Below are 16,223 nucleotides of genomic sequence, written 5' to 3'. Positions count from 1 at the left end.
CTGCCTGGGGTTTTGCGTCCAACATGGCGTCAGAGCGGCCATCCCAGTGGGTTCACGAGCCGATTCGCGACACAGCCGTGCCGCAGGCAACCCCACAAGTGTAGGGGAAACCGCAGGTCGGAACCAAATCCCGGCCGATGCGACCGCGCACTCCACGATATCGCGGTTGCTGTCGGCGAGATTTCGGTTGCTGTCGGCGAAATGTCCGCTTCGCGAATGGCCGATTCACGCTGCCACCGATCCGGACCAATCTGCGCCGCCCCCTCACGCGAAGCACCGATAGACGGCCGACGCACCGGCAACCCGCCGAGCCAACAGCCGACCAGAGGGAGGACCGCGTGACCACCGACAACGCAATCCGCACCGACATCGGGCACATCGCACGCCACGGCGCGATCCCGATGACCGCCGCACAGCGTGGCATCTTCTACGCCCAGCAACTCGATCCCGAGGTGCCCATGTCGGTCGCGGCGTTCGCGGAGTTCCGCGACAACGTCGACGCCGATGTCATGGAGAGTGCGGTCGCCGCCACGGCGCACGAGACAGAGTCGGGACGCCTGCGGCTGATCGCCACCGACGACGGTGAGCCCGTGACCTTCGTCGACGACGATCGGACGATCATCCTCGGTCGGCGGGACTTCTCCGACGCCGACGACCCGCGGTCCGCGGCGATGGCCTGGATCGACGATCACCGGTCGCACGCCACCGACCTCTACAACGACGAGCTGCTGCAGACCTACCTGTTGCGCCTCGGTGACAAGCACCACATCTGGTACTGCTGGGGCCACCACCTGGCCTTCGACGGCTATGCCGCGATGTACATGATGATGCGCGTCGCCCAGCACTACACCGCGATCGTCGGCGACGACGAGGTGCCGCCCGCCCAAATCGCGTCGATGGCGCAGATCGCCGACTTCGACCGGGAGTACCGCTCTTCTGAGGCCTTCGCCGATGACCGGCGGTACTGGGCCGACCACCTCCTCGACGACGCAGGCGCCCTCCCCGAGATCACCTCCCTCTCGACGACGACCGCGGCCGCCGCGCCCACCGCCACGGTGCGGGCGCACACCCTCCCCCAGCCGCTCGTCGAGCGCATCCGCGAGATCGCCCGCGACCACGCCGTCCGGCCCGCCTCGGTGATCACCGCGGCGGTGGCCGTCTACCTCGCACGCTTCGCCGATCGCGACGAGGCGATGCTGAGCCTGCCCGTTGCCGCCCGCGACCGCGACATCCTGCGGACGTCGGCAGGCCTGACGTCGAACGTCGTGCCGGTGCGCGCCCGCATCGAGGCGCCCGACGAGCAGGAGGTCACGCTCGGCGAGTTCCTCCGCACGGTGAATGCCGACGTCAAACAGGCTGTACGCCACCAGAAGTTCCGCCACGAGGACATCACCGGGGATGTACTCGGGTCGCCCGGCGGACGTCGTGGCTTCTTCGGGCCGATGGTCAACGTGATGCTGTTCTTCGAGCACATCGACTTCGGCACACTTCGCGGCGAGCTCAACGTGCTCTCCACCGGGCCCGTCGAGGACGCGTCGATCAACGTCTATGACGGTTTCACCGGCGGTATGCGTCTCGACCTCGAGGCCAATCCGAATGTCTACTCCCCCGAGGAGATCGAGCGCCACCACGACCGGATCGTCTCCTTCGTCGAGCGGTTCGTGCTCACCGATCCCGGCAGCCCGGTCACCTCGATCCCGTTGCTCGCCGACGACGAGGGACCCGTCGCCCGCCGATTCGCAACCGGCGACGTCCTCGATCTCGGCGACACCACCCTGGTGGATCTCCTCACCGACTCATTCGCGAGCCACGGCACGGAGACCGCGATCATCGATGTCGACGGCGAAACCCTCGACCACTCGGCGTTCGCCGCCCGCGCCCGGTCGGTCGCCGACGGCCTCCGGGCCCGCGGTATCGGACCCGAATCGGTGGTGGGCGTCGGGCTCCCGCGCAGCGCCGAACAGGTCATCGCGTTGCACGGGGTGACCCTGGCCGGCGGGGCATTCCTGCCGATCGACCCGGCCGAACCGGCGGCACGTCTGCAGCACATTCTCGACACCGCACGGCCCGCGGTCGTGATCACCCCCGACGGCGCCGCCCTCACCGACCACGAGGTCGACACCGTCGGTCTCGACGAACTCCGAACCGATGCGCATCCCGGGCGCGGGCGCCACGCGGTGCACACACCCCGCGCCGCTCGACTACACGCCGATCATCCCGCGTACGTGCTGTTCACCTCGGGTTCCACCGGAAAGCCCAAGGGCGTCATGATCAGTCACCGGTCGATCGTCAACCGGTTGTCATGGATGCAATCCCGGTACGGCCTCGACAGCACCGATCGGGTGTTGCAGAAGACACCGGCCACCTTCGACGTGTCCGTCTGGGAGTTCTACTGGCCCATGATCACCGGGGCGACGATGGTGATCCCGAGCCCGGACGGCCATCGCGACCCGTGGTATCTGCGAGACGTGATCGCGCGGCACGCCGTCACCACCACCCACTTCGTCCCGTCCATGCTCTCTGCCTTCGCCGCGGCCCACGGTGGCGACGACACAGTGGCCGACGACCTGCGTTCACTGCGCCGGATCGTCACGAGCGGTGAGGCGCTGACCCCCGAAACCGTCGCGGCGGTGGAACGTCTCACCGACGCTCCGGTCCACAACCTGTACGGACCCACCGAGGCGGCCGTCGACGTCACCTTCCACGACCACTGCACATCCGATGCCGGCGCGGTGCCCATCGGCGCGCCGGTCTGGAACACGACGGTCCAGGTCCTCGACCACCGACTGGCCCCCCAGCCGATCGGCGCGATCGGCGAGCTCTATCTCGGCGGTATCCAGCTCGCGCGCGGCTACCGCAACCGTCCCGACCTGACGGCCGGCCGGTTCGTGGCCGACCCGTACGGCACCGGTGCTCGTCTCTATCGCACCGGCGACCTGGTCCGTCGCCGCGCCGACGGCGAACTGGAATACCTGGGCCGCAGTGACTCTCAGGTCAAGATCCGTGGACAGCGAGTGGAGCTCGGCGAGATCGAGGCCGCGTTGAGCAGCCTCGACGGCGTCCGCGCCGCCGGCGTGGTAGTCCGCGACGACGTGGTTGCCGACTCGGCCGCCGTCGTCGGCTATGTCAGCGGCGACGATCTCTCCGACCGCGCCCTGCGGGCCGAACTCGCAGACCGTCTCCCCGAGCACATGGTCCCGGCGATGATCGTCGTGCTCGACGAGCTGCCCACGACCGCCAACGGCAAGCTCGACCGGCGCGCGCTGCCCACGCCGCCGCGGCCCGACTCCGCCGAACATGTGGCGCCGCAGGGGCCGATCGGCGAGCTCGTCGCCGACACCGTCGGCAAGGTGCTCGGCACCGACCACGTCTCGATGTCGGACAACTTCTTCACGCTCGGCGGCAACTCGCTGTCGGCGACCCGCGTGGCGGCCCGACTCTCCCGCGCAATCGGACGACGGATCGATCTGCGCACGGTGTTCGACAGCACGGACCTCACCGGCATCGCCGACGCGGTCGCCGCGCTCGGGGTCGACGAGCAGACCCTGCGGGCCGGATCCGCCACCCATGATCCGGCCCCGGAGCGGGTCGACGGTCCGATCCCCCTCTCACCCGCCCAGTACCGCCTGTGGCTGGCCGCCCGACTCGACCCGGAAGCCGCTGCCACCTACAACATCCCGTTCACCGTGCGGCTGGTCGGCGAGCTCGACGTCGACGCCCTGCAGGCGGCGTTGAACGACGTCGTCGGACGCCATGAGCCGTTGCGGACCACCGTGTCCGAACGGGACGGCATCGCCTGTGCCGAGGTCGCCGACGCATCGGAAGCCCATGTCGCCCTGGATGTCTTCGATGCCACCGCAGGCGACCGGGCCGAGATCACAGGTGCACGCGAGTTTGCCGCCGCGCCGTTCGAGCTCGTCCGGTCCCTGCCCATCCGAGCCCGCCTGGTACGGACCGGCGACGACGACCACCGGCTGACCGTCGTCATCCACCACATCGCCGCGGACGGCTGGTCGCTCGCGCCGCTCGCCGCCGACCTGGCCGCCGCCTATCGCGCACGACGCGACGGCTCCGAGCCCGACTGGCCCGCATTGCCGCTGACCTACTCGCAGGTGAGCGCGGCACGCCATGCGTGGCTGACCGATTCGGGCCCCGACTCCCCCGTCGACGACGATCTCCGGTACTGGACCGAGCGCCTGGCACACTCCCCGCGGGAGACCGAGCTCCCGTTCGATCGTCCTCGTCCGCGCACTCCAGATTCCGCCGGCGCCACCCTGCACGCCGGGATCTCGGCGCCCCGCCATCGCGGGTTGCGAACGCTGGCCGCCGAGAACGACGCCACCACCTTCATGGTGCTGCACGCCGCGGTCGCCGCGCTGCTGCGCACCCTTTCCACCTCCTCCGACATCGCCGTCGGTACCCCGGTCTCCGGCCGTGGCGACGCCGAGATCGACGGTCTCGTGGGCATGTTCGTCAACACGGTGGTACTGCGCACCGAAGTGAACAAGGGAGCCGGCTTCTCTGACCTTCTCGCCGACGTCCGCGGTCGCGACCTGGAGGCGTTCGCGCATGCGGACCTTCCGTTCGACCGCCTGGTCACCGACCTGAACCCGGACCGGTCGGGCAACATCCATCCGTTCTTCCAGGTCTCGGTCGCCGTGGAGGACAGTTCGGCGATCGAGCTGGAGTTCGCCGGACTGAGCGCAACCGCGTCGCGCGTGGAGATCGGGCAGACGAAGTTCGATCTGCAGTTCACCTTCACCGAGCACACCGACGCCGACGGCGATCCCGGGGGCCTGGGCATCGACATCGACTACGCGACGGCGCTGTTCGATCGCGAGACGATCGCCGGCCTGTCCGCACGACTCGTCCGGCTCATCGACGCCGTCACCGCCCGCCCCGAGATCTCCATCGGCGACATCTCCCTCCTCGACCCGCACGAGCAACTCGACCTCGTGCCCGCGGTCGGTGCGGGCCGGCGGCCGGTGGAGCACCTGAGCCGCATCCTCGCCCGCGCGGTCGACGCCGAACCCGACCGGGTTGCCGTGAACGACGGCACCTCGGTCCTGACCTACCGCGAGCTCGACGCGGCCGCCAACCGTCTGGCACGGCTGCTCATCTCGCATGGCGCCGGTCCGGAACGCTATGTCGCCGTGTCGCTGCCACGCAGCGCCGACTGGATGATCACCCTGTGGGCCATCACCCGCACCGGCGCCGCATGGGTGCCGGTCGACCCGAACTACCCGCCGGAGCGCATTGCGTTCATGATCGGTGACTCCGGCACCCGGCTACTCGTCACCGACACGGCGTCGGCCCCCTCCAACGACGTCGTCGACGGTGACGATCTCCACACCGTGATCCTCGACGACCCGGCCACCGACGCCGCACGAAAGGCACTGCCCCACGGCCCGATCCGCGCCGGCGAGCTCGACGGACCCACGTCTGTCGACCATCCGGCCTACCTGATCTACACGTCGGGGACCACCGGCACCCCGAAGGGCGTGGTGGTGAGCCACCGCGGTCTCGCGGATTTCGCCGCGCAGCAGGTCGTCCACTTCGGACTCACTCCGCGCTGCCGCACCCTGCATCTCGCCTCACCGAGCTTCGACGCCTCGGTCCTCGAGGTGCTGATGGCGGTGTCCGCCGCGGCGACCATGCATGTCGCACCCCCGACCATCGTGGGCGGCGCAGAACTCGCCCACCTGATGCGCTCGGAGCGGATCACCCACGCATTCCTCACCCCCTCGTTGCTCACCACCATGTCTCCCGAGGAACTCCCAGATCTGGCCGCGCTGGTCATCGGCGGCGAACACCCCAATCCGGAGGTGGTGCGCCGTTGGTCGGCCGGACGCGCATTGTTCAACGCGTACGGCCCGACCGAGACCACGGTGGTGGCGACGATCTCCGAGGACATCACCCCGGACGCCCGAGCCCTCACCATCGGCCGCCCGATCCGTGGGATCGCCGCGATGGTGCTCGACGAACGGCTCCAGCCCGTCGCACCCGGTGCCGTCGGCGAGTTGTACATCGCGGGTCCCCATCTGGCCCGCGGGTACCACGGTGTGCGCCCGTTGACATCCAAGAGCTTCGTCGCCAATCCGTACGGAGACCCGGGTGACCGGATGTACCGGACCGGCGATCTGGTGCGATGGAACACCGACCGCGAGTTGGAGTTCCGCGGCCGGGCCGACCATCAGACCAAGATCCGCGGCCACCGCATCGAGCTCGGTGAGATCGATGCCGCCCTGGTCACCGACGACGCGGTGCGGGCCGCGGTCACCACCACAACCGGCGAGGGCGCACAGGCCCGCCTGGTGTCGTACGTGACCATCGAACCGGCTCAGACGGACGGTGCCGCCCGGCCGGCGGCCGGGGACACCGCCCGGGCGATCCGTGAACGGCTCGCCCGCCGCCTCCCCCGCCACATGATCCCCCACACCATCATCGAACTCGACGAGATCCCCACCACGCCGATCGGCAAGGTCGACATGCGAGCACTGCCGGATCCGGCAACCGCGGACGGCTCGACCGTCGGGGGCGTGGAGCATGTCGCGCCACGTACCGATACCGAACGCGCGGTCGCCGCCATCGTCGCCGACCAGCTCGGCCTCGATACCGCCGACGTCGGTCGCCACCACGACTTCTTCGATCTCGGCGGGAACTCGTTGTCCGCCACACAGATCGTCGGGCAGCTGGAGCAGATCAGTGGTCGCCGTATCGCGGTCCGCGACATCTTCGACCACTCGACCATCGAGGAGTTGGCCCGACTGGCGGTGCCGGCCGACACCGACGCCGACTACACCGACCATCGCCCGCTCGCCACCCTGCATCATGATGCCGACCTCGTCATCGCTCCCGGACCGGCACAGCAACAACTCTGGTTCCTCAACCAGCTGACCCAGGACCCGACGGGCACCGACAGCGAGTCGAGTACGGTCGGCCAGTACAACATCGCGTTCGCGCTCGACCTGCGTGGCGAACTCGACGTCGCCGCGCTCGACGGCGCCCTGCGCCACGCGATCGACCGGCACGAACCGTTGCGCACCACCTTCCCTGCGCACGACGGCCATCCGGTCATCGACATCCTGCCCGCCGACGCCGTGACCCTGGATCTGACGCCGACGGAGATCGGCGAGGACGAGTGGGTCACCGCCTCGGAGCAGTTGGCCCGCACGGCCTTCGACCTCACGACCCAGGCACCGGTCCGGGTGGTGCTGCACCGCATCGCCGATCGGGTGGCCGGGGAGCCGGACACCGAGGGTCACCACAAGCTGACCATCGTCGTGCATCACATCGCTGCCGACGGATGGTCGATGGCGCCACTCGCGCGTGACATCGCCGGCGCCTACGCGGACCTGCGAGACGGTCGATCACCGTCGCAGGCCGCACTTCCGGTCGGCTACCGCGACTATCTCCGGTGGCAGGCCGAGAATCTGGAAGGCCGGCTCGACGAGCTGGCCGGGTGGTGGGGTCGAGAACTCGACGGTCTCGACTCCACCCCCATCCTGATCCCTGAGCCCGCATCGACCGCGGAGTCCGTGGACGCCGACGCCACCACGGCGGCGGCGGACGTCGTCGAGGTGGAACTCGACGGTGCGCTGCGGTCGGCGCTCGGCGCCATCTCGGACGGCCGGACAACGGAGTTCATGACGATCCACGCCGTCTTCGCGGCGCTCCTGCACCGGCTGCACGCCGACCCCGACACACACATCGGCGGAACCCCGTCGGATGTCGTCATCGGCACCCCGGTGGCCGGTCGCACCGACCCGCGCCTGTCCGACCTGGTCGGCATGTTCGTGAACTCCGTCGTGCTCCGCACCCCGGTGGACGGTTCGGCCGGGTTCACCCACCTGCTCGACGAGATCCGGCCCCGCGACCTCGAAGCACTGTCGCAGGCCGACATGCCGTTCGAGAACGTGGTGGCGACCGTCAATCCGCCCCGCACAGGCCGGCATCCGATCTTCTCGATCGCACTCGCGTTCGACGCGGTACCCGGAGTCTCCAACTCGGCGCTGGGCGTCGACGTCCACCTCGACGGACTCGAGGTGACCGCGGAAGAGGTCGAGACCGGTGCTGCCCGCTTCGATCTCGAGCTGCGCCTGCGTGGCGACACGGCCCGGTTCACCTACGCGACCGATGTCTTCAGTCGCCCCCGTGTCGAGGCCATCGCACGGGGCCTGGTGGAGATCACCCAGCAGATCGTCGCCGACCCGGAGCGGCCGATCGATGATCTCCCGCTTTCGATCGACACCCCGGAACCCGTTGCGGCACTCACGGAGCCACTCCATCTGGCCGACATCCTGCGAACCACCGTCGCCGAGCATCCGGATGCGATCGCACTTCGCGACGGCGAGACCTCGTTCACCTACGCGGAACTCGATCGACGCGCCGCACGCTGGGCCGATCGTCTGAGCCTCCTGGGTGTCGGCGCCGAGGACGTGATCGCCGTGGCCTTGGATCGGTCCGCGGAATCGGTGGTCGCCACCTGGGCGGTCACCCGCACCGGTGCGGCCGTGCTGCCGCTCGATCCTCGCTACCCGTCCGACCGCGTCCGGCACATGCTCGACGACGCGCAGGCCGTCGTCGGGATCACCGGCCCGGACCGGTTCGGTGAACTGCCACATCATCTCTGGTGGCTGACCACCGACGAGCTCGACCTGCTGCCGGTGCCGACGGATCGCGCAGATCTCGCTGCCGACGATGTCCGCCGGAACCCGGACACCGTGGCCTACATCGTCTACACCAGCGGCTCGACCGGGAAGCCCAAGGGCGTCACCGTGACCCACCGCGGTCTCGCGGCCTACGCCGCCGCCCAACAGCAGACCTACGAACTCGCCGAGGGCGACCGCACCCTGCACTTCGCCTCACCGGGTTTCGACGCGTCGATGCTCGAGTTCCTGATGGCGTTCGCCACCGGCGCGACCATGGTCGTCGCCCCGCAGTCGATCTACGGCGGCGACGAACTCGTGGAGTTCATGGCGACCGAGCAGGTGACCCACGCGTTCATCACCCCGGCCGCGCTCTCCGCCGCCACCACGTCCGACCTCCCTGCGCTGCGATGCCTCGGCGTCGGCGGCGAGGCATCGAGCCCGGCCCTGGTGGCGCAGTGGGGCGCCGACAGGCGCTATCTGAACCAGTACGGGCCCACCGAGACCACCATCGTCTCCACCATCTCCCGACCGCTGCGTCCCGGTGACCCGATCACCATCGGCACCCCGATTCCCGGCTGTGGCGCCCTCGTCCTCGACCATCGGTTGCACCCGGTGCCGCCGATGGTGCCCGGAGAGCTCTACCTGTCCGGCCCCGGTGTCGCACGCGGCTACCTGGGACGCGCGGACGTCACCGCATCCCGATTCGTCGCGGCACCGGACGGTTCCGGCACGGTGATGTACCGGACCGGCGACATCGTGCACCGCGACCCGTCCGGATCGCTGGTCTACCACGGCCGCACCGACAATCAGGTGAAGGTGCGGGGCTTCCGCATCGAACTCGACGAGGTGTCGGGTGCACTCGCGGAGCATCCCGACGTCGACTTCGCGACCACGCTCGTCCGCGGCACCGGCGCCGATGCCGTCCTGGCGTCATACGTGACGCTGCACGACCACACCGATCCGGCCTCGGCACCGACCGGTACCGATCTCCGGAACACGGTGCGCGGTCGGCTACCCCGTCAGATGGTGCCGTCGTCGGTCACCGTGCTCGACCGGATTCCGCTGACCACCAACGGGAAGCTGGACCGGGCGGCGCTGCCCGAGCCGGTGGCCGTCGCCGATCCGGGTGGCCGCGCACCGTCCACCGCCGCGGAGACCTCGATCATCGGGATCCTCGCCGATGTCCTGGGTGTCGACACCGGTGCCGTCTCCGCCGACGACGACTTCTTCGGTCTCGGGGGCACCTCGCTCCAGGCGACCACCGTGGTCGGTCGGCTCAACAACGCCTACCCGTCGGTGGACTGGCGGGTGCGGGACATCTTCGACACCCCCGCCATCGCCGGGCTGGCCCGGATGGTCCCCGCCGACGCGGTGGCCGCTGCGGCGTCCGCACCTGCGGAGCCGGCCGCCGATCGGCCCCGACCGACGCGGGTGCCGCTGGCACCGGTCCAGCGTCGCCTGTGGTCGCTGGCGCGCACGGCACCGGACGCCACCGACTACCTGATGCCCTTCGCGGTCCGTCTGAGCGGCGCACTCGATCCGGAGATCCTCCGCGACACCCTGATCGACCTCGTGAATCGGCATGCGTCCCTGCGCACCATCTACCCGGTGGTCGAGGACACTCCCGTCGGTGTGGTGCTCGACGACACGGCGAGCATCGTCGGCGATCTCACCCCGATCGCGGGCGACGACACGATGCGCGATCGGCTGCTCGCGCCGATGGATGTCACCACCGATGCGCCGCTGCGCGCCGCGGTCATCGAACACGCCTGCGACGAGCACACTCTGGTGCTGGTGATCCATCACATCGCCGCCGACGGCGCCTCACTGCCGGTGCTGATGGGCGATCTCGTGACCGCCTACACCGAGCGCGCGGCCGGACGCACGGAGATCTGGACGCCGGCGGTGGTCGACTACCGGGATTACGCATCGGAGGTCGCCGGTGACGGAGGCGTCGCGGATTCCGCCGAGGCGGATCGACGCTACTGGGCCGACGTACTCGCCGGTTCACCTGCCGAGACGACGATCCCCACCTCGTCCCCGGCCGGCCGACCCGACGGCGGCGAAGGGGCATCGGTGGTGACCGCGGTGGACGACGAACTCCGCACCGCACTGGCCGAGTTCGCCCGTGAACGCTCGACGACGCCGTTCGCCGTGCTGCACACCGCACTCGCGGTTCTGCTGCATCGCCTCGGGCTCGGTGACGACCTGGTCATCGGTACCCCGGTGGCCAATCGCGCACCGCGCGGCTCCTCGGCCGGCTACGAACGTGTCGTCGGGATGTTCGTGAACACCCTGGCGCTGCGCACCCGTCTCACACCCGAGGAAACGGTTGCGCACCTGCTCGACGCGACGCGAGCCGCCGACCTCGAGGCGCTCGACCACCTCGACGCGCCCTTCGACGACATCGTCACCGACGTCAACCCCACGCGCGAGATCGGGAGGCATCCCCTGTTCCAGATCGCGTTGTCGGTGCACGACTTCGCCGAGTCCTCGCCGGCGGATGGCGGATCGATCCCGATGACCGGCGAGCTCACGCTCGGACTATCCGAGATCGGCACGCGCACCGCCAAGTTCGACATGCAGTTCACCGTGACCGGGATGGCCCCGGCCGCAACCGAGGCGGCCGTCGAGCTGACCTATGCGACCGCACGGTACTCCCGAGGGGATGCCGAGCAGATCGTCACGCGACTGCTGCGCGTGGTCCGCGCGTTCATCTGCGACCCGGACCGTGCGGTCGGGGACATCCGGATCACCGACCCGCTCGAGGTCGCTGAGGTCAGTCCCGCCACCGGCCCGGACGCGGCGCCGCAGGCCACCTTCGGCGAACTGCTCGCCGACGCCGTCCGGCGCAATCCAGAGGGCTGGGCCGCGGTCACCGACGGTGACGCGATCACCTACGCCGATCTGGACGCACGATCGAACCGCCTGGCCCGGGTCCTGCTCGGACGCGGGGTCGGTGACCAGCCGGAAACCGTTGTCGCGATGGCCATCCCCCGATCGATTCAGGCCGTCGTGACGATCTGGGCGATCATCAAGTCCGGCGCCGCGTATGTGCCGGTCGACCCGACCTACCCACCCGAGCGAATCCGTCACATGCTCGACGACAGCGGCGCATCGATGGTGGTCACCACCTCGTCGAGCCGCGCAGGCTTCGGCGACGCCCTCCACCTCCCCGTCCTGGTGCTCGACGACCTGTCGACCCGGACCCGGTTGGGCCATTCCTCGCCCACCCCCATCCGGGAGAGCGAGCTGGCCGCGCCGGTCCGGCCGGATCAGTTGGCGTACATCATCTACACCTCGGGTTCCACCGGCCGCCCGAAGGGTGTCCTGGTCCCGCACAGCGGCCTCGCCGCCGTCCACGAGGAGCTCCGGACCCGGATGCACCCGGACCGCGAATCCCGTGTCCTGCACTTCGCCTCGCCCAGTTTCGATGCGTCGGTGCTGGAGTTCCTCATGGCCGCCGCCGGCGGCGCGGCCCTCGCGATCGTGCCGCCAGGGATCTACGGGGGCACCGAACTCGAACGCTTCATCGATCGTCATCAGGTCAGTCACGCGTTCATCACGCCGGCCGCGGTGGCCACCATGGACCCGGCTGCGGTGCCGCGACTGCGGGAGCTCGCCGTCGGCGGCGAGGACTTCGGCTCCGAGCTGGTCCGCCGCTGGGCACCCGGCCGCATGATGTTCAACGTCTACGGTCCCACCGAGACCACCGTGATCATCACCGGCAGTACCGCATTGGACCCGGGCGGCCTGCTGACCATCGGAACCCCGAACAACGGGGTGGGCACACTGGTGCTCGACCGGCGTCTACACCCCGTGCCGACCGGTGTGGTCGGTGAGCTTTACCTCATCGGCGACCAGGTCACCCGCGGCTATCACCGACGACCGGAGCTCACCGCGACCAGGTTCGTCCCGGCGCCGATGGTCACCGGCGACGCATATGCCGGTCAGCGGATGTACCGCACCGGCGACCTGGTGCGGTGGACTCCGGACGGCCGTATCGAGTACGTCGGCCGCGCCGACAATCAGGTGCAGGTCCGCGGCTTCCGGATCGAGCTCGGGGAGATCGACGATGCCCTCGCCGCCCATCCCGCAGTGGATTTCGCGGTCACCGTGGTGGACGAGTCCGCCGGTGCCCCGACGTTGCGCAGCTATCTGACGACCTACCAGGGCGTGACGATGGACAGCGACGACATCCGCGCCCATCTCGGATCGCGGCTACCGCGGCACATGCTGCCGTCGTCGATCACCCGGCTGGACGAGGTGCCGCTCACGCCGACCGGCAAACTCGATCGCGAGGCGTTGCCCGCCGCATCCGGGGCGACACCGTCACGCGCGCCGCGTCCGGGCATCGAACAGCAGATCGCCGCGGTCTTCTCCGACGTGCTGGCGCTCGACGAGAACTCGGTGGGCGCCGACGACGGCTTCTTCGATCTGGGCGGCAACTCGCTGATGGCCACCACCGTCGCCGCTCGGCTGGGCGACCTGCTCGGCTGCGAGGTCCCTGTCCAGACGCTGTTCGCGGCGCCGACCGTCGCCGAGTTGGCCGCGGTCACCGAGACTGCCGGGCGCCGGGCCGGCGCCGGACCCGATGGCGCGCCCTCGATCACCGGCGTCGGTTTCGACCCGCTGCTGGCGCTGCGACGGGCACCGTCGAACGCGGAGACGACGCAACCACCACTGTTCGTGATCCACCCGGCGATCGGGCTCTCGTGGAGCTTCGCGTCGCTGCTGCCCCACGTGGCACCGGACCGTGCGGTCTACGGACTGCAGAATCCGATGCTCACCGGCGAGCCCGCGGCACAGACGATCTCCGAGCTGGCCGCCGACTATGTGGCCCGAATCCGCACCGTCGCGCCGCACGGGCCCTATCACCTGGTGGGTTGGTCGCTCGGTGGACTGATCGCCCATGAGGTGGCGATCGCGCTGCAGGCGGCCGGCGAGGAGGTGGCACAGCTGGTGCTGCTGGACTCGTTCGTGCTCGCCGACCGCCCGGACCTCGCGACCGAACCGTCGGTGGCGGAACTGCTGTCCGAGTTCGGCATCACTGCCGCCGATGATGGGCGAGAGCCCTCGGTCACCGAGGCATGGCAGGCCGTGCGTGCCGCGGGCGGACCCCTCGCCGGGCTCTCCGAGGCCGACTTCGCGGCCGTCCACCGAACGTTCCGGCACGCGACACCGCTCGCCGCGCACTGGCGTCCCGGCACGTTCCACGGCGACATGACATTCGTGACGGCGGCGGGTGACCCACCGCCCGGGCGCCCTGCGGTGGACGACTGGCGCGATCACGTCAGCGGTGAGATCGCCGAGACCATCGTGGACTGCGCCCACGCGCGGATGCTGCTGCCGGAGAACGTGACCGGATTCGCGGCCGCGATCGACTGCACCACCGGCGATGCCAACCCGGCACCCGCCACCACCGATCTGGACACCGATAACGGAATCGCCAACGAGGAGGAAGCATGACTAATCCGTTCGACGACACCGAAGGGGTGTTCTTCGTGCTGGTCAACGACGAAGGGCAGCACTCACTCTGGCCCGAGTTCGCACCGGTACCGGAGGGCTGGCGCACCATGCACGGCCCCGCCGGACACGACGACTGCCTCGCCTACGTGGAAGAGAATTGGCGCGACATGCGGCCGACCAGCCTGATCCGGGCGATGGAGTCGGCTGCGGCAGCAAAGGAGAGCGAGGACCGCATTGGGACGGCACAGCATGATTGACGCCACCGATCACACCGACGACATCGAGGACACCGGCGATGCGCGTGCCCTCCGGCTGTCGGGCGTCCGGAAGACCTACCGCTCCGGCCTTTTCGGGCGTGGGCCGCGGGTCCATGCGCTCGACGGACTGGATCTGACCGTTCCCACCGGAACCGTGCACGCGCTCCTCGGACCCAACGGCGCAGGCAAGACCACCACGGTCCGGACCGTCGCGACCCTGCTCCGGCCGGACGAGGGAGAGGTGGAGGTCTGCGGGCTCGACGCGGTGGCCGAACCGGACGCCGTGCGTGCCCGGATCGGCGTCTCCGGCCAATATGCCGCCGTGGACGGCACTCTCACCGGTTTCGAGAATCTCCGTCTGGTCGGTCAGCTGTACAAGCAGTCCCGCGGCGAGGCCTCCGACCGTGCCCGCGAACTGATCGCGGACCTCGCGTTGGAGGACGCCGCCGACCGGCCGATGCGTACCTACTCGGGTGGCATGCGCCGACGGCTCGACCTCGCCGGAGCGCTCATCAACCGCCCCGAGCTGATCATCCTGGACGAACCGACCACCGGTCTCGATCCCCGTGGCCGGCGACAGATATGGGAGGTGATCGAGACCCAGGTGGCGGCCGGTACGACCGTGTTGCTCACCACCCAGTACCTCGAAGAGGCCGATGCGCTCGCCGATGCCATCACCGTCATCGACCATGGGCGCGTGCGGGCACAGGGCACCGCCGACGAGCTGAAATCGACCACCGCACAGTCGCTGCTCACCATCGAGGTACGCGGGACCGAGGATTCCGACGAGCGATCCGGCCTGGTGGCCACCACCCTCGCCGAGGTCGGCCTCGGGATGCCGAGCAGGCTCGGGCCCAACCGCTGGTCGGTGCCGGTCGCCGACGGCACCCGAAGCGGCGTGGACGCCGTGAAGATCTGCGACCGCGCCGGAATCGACGTGGTCGACGCCGAGGTGACCACCCCGACCCTCGACGACGTGTTCCTGCGCCTCACCGGCAGACCCGAGGACGACGATCCCGACGCAGGCGAGGCGCAGGCCCGCACCGAACGATTGGAGCGAGTGTGATGTTCGCCGACACCGCCGTCATCGTCGAACGCAATCTCCTGACGGTCCGACGTATCCCGACCCTGCTGGTGAGCGCGACGATCCAGCCGCTGATGTTCGTGTTCCTGTTCGCCTACGTGTTCGGCGCCACCTTCGGCGGCGGATCGTATCGAGAGTTCCTGATGGCCGGGATCTTCACCCAGACCGTCGTCTTCAATGCCGCCTTCACCACCGTCGGACTGGCAAACGACATGTCCGACGGCATCATCGACCGGCTCCGGTCCCTGCCGATGTCCCGGCTCGGCGTGATCGCGGGCCGGGTCACCTCGGACATGTTGCTCGGGATACTCGGACTCGGGGTGATGGTGGCCTGCGGGCTGGCCATCGGCTGGCGCGTCCGTGGCAGTGCTCTCGATGCGGCCATCGCCTTCGGGGTCCTGTTGCTGTTCGCTCTGGCGATGGCGTGGGTCGGTGCGGTGACCGGATTGGCGGCGCCCAATGTCGAAGTGGCCCAGAGCATCGGGTTCCTGTGGATGTTCCCGGTGACCTTCCTGTCCAGCGCCTTCATCTCGGCGCAGAGCCTGCCCGGTTTCCTCCGGCCGATCGCGGAGTGGAATCCGGTCACGGCCGTCGCCACCGCCTGTCGCCAGAAATTCGGCAATGCCTCACCGCCGGATTTCCCGGCGCCCACCGGCTGGGTGGCCGAGCATGCGGTGAGCTACTCGATCGGCTGCAGCGTCGCCATCCTGGCGATCTGTATCCCGTTGTCGCTCATCCTCTACCGCAAGTCCACCGCGTAGG

The 16,223-nt window shown here is 69.5% G+C and carries 4 protein-coding genes; all 4 read left to right on the top strand.

Going from position 1 to position 16,223, the window contains the following annotated elements; translation table 11 throughout:
• The first annotated feature begins 338 nt into the window (after window positions 1-338).
• From ACLQ3I_RS10755 to ACLQ3I_RS10740, 4 genes are read left to right on the top strand one after another with little or no spacing between them, the layout of a single operon-like run.
• A complete protein-coding gene (locus ACLQ3I_RS10755) occupies window positions 339-14,120 on the top strand; it encodes an amino acid adenylation domain-containing protein (RefSeq protein ID WP_425801769.1) in 13,782 nt (4,593 codons plus the stop codon).
• Entirely contained in the window at window positions 14,117-14,377 is a 261-nt protein-coding gene (locus ACLQ3I_RS10750) for an MbtH family protein (protein WP_425790769.1), read from the top strand. The genes ACLQ3I_RS10755 and ACLQ3I_RS10750 overlap by 4 nt, the downstream gene beginning before the upstream one ends.
• Window positions 14,370-15,443 carry an ATP-binding cassette domain-containing protein gene (locus tag ACLQ3I_RS10745; RefSeq protein ID WP_425801766.1) on the top strand — a complete coding sequence of 358 codons (1,074 nt, stop codon included), beginning with the start codon at window positions 14,370-14,372 and terminating at the stop codon, window positions 15,441-15,443. Before ACLQ3I_RS10750 ends, ACLQ3I_RS10745 begins: the two co-directional genes overlap by 8 nt.
• The gene (locus ACLQ3I_RS10740; protein ID WP_425801763.1) at window positions 15,443-16,222 is read left to right on the top strand and encodes an ABC transporter permease; all 780 of its coding nucleotides are present in this window, start codon (window positions 15,443-15,445) and stop codon (window positions 16,220-16,222) included. The genes ACLQ3I_RS10745 and ACLQ3I_RS10740 overlap by 1 nt, the downstream gene beginning before the upstream one ends.
• The last annotated feature ends 1 nt before the right edge of the window (window position 16,223 follow it).

This window comes from Gordonia sp. DT101, assembly GCF_049844895.1.
Lineage (GTDB): Bacteria > Actinomycetota > Actinomycetes > Mycobacteriales > Mycobacteriaceae > Gordonia.
The sequence above is the reverse complement of the archived record's forward strand: the minus strand, read 5'-3'. Positions and strand labels throughout refer to the sequence as shown.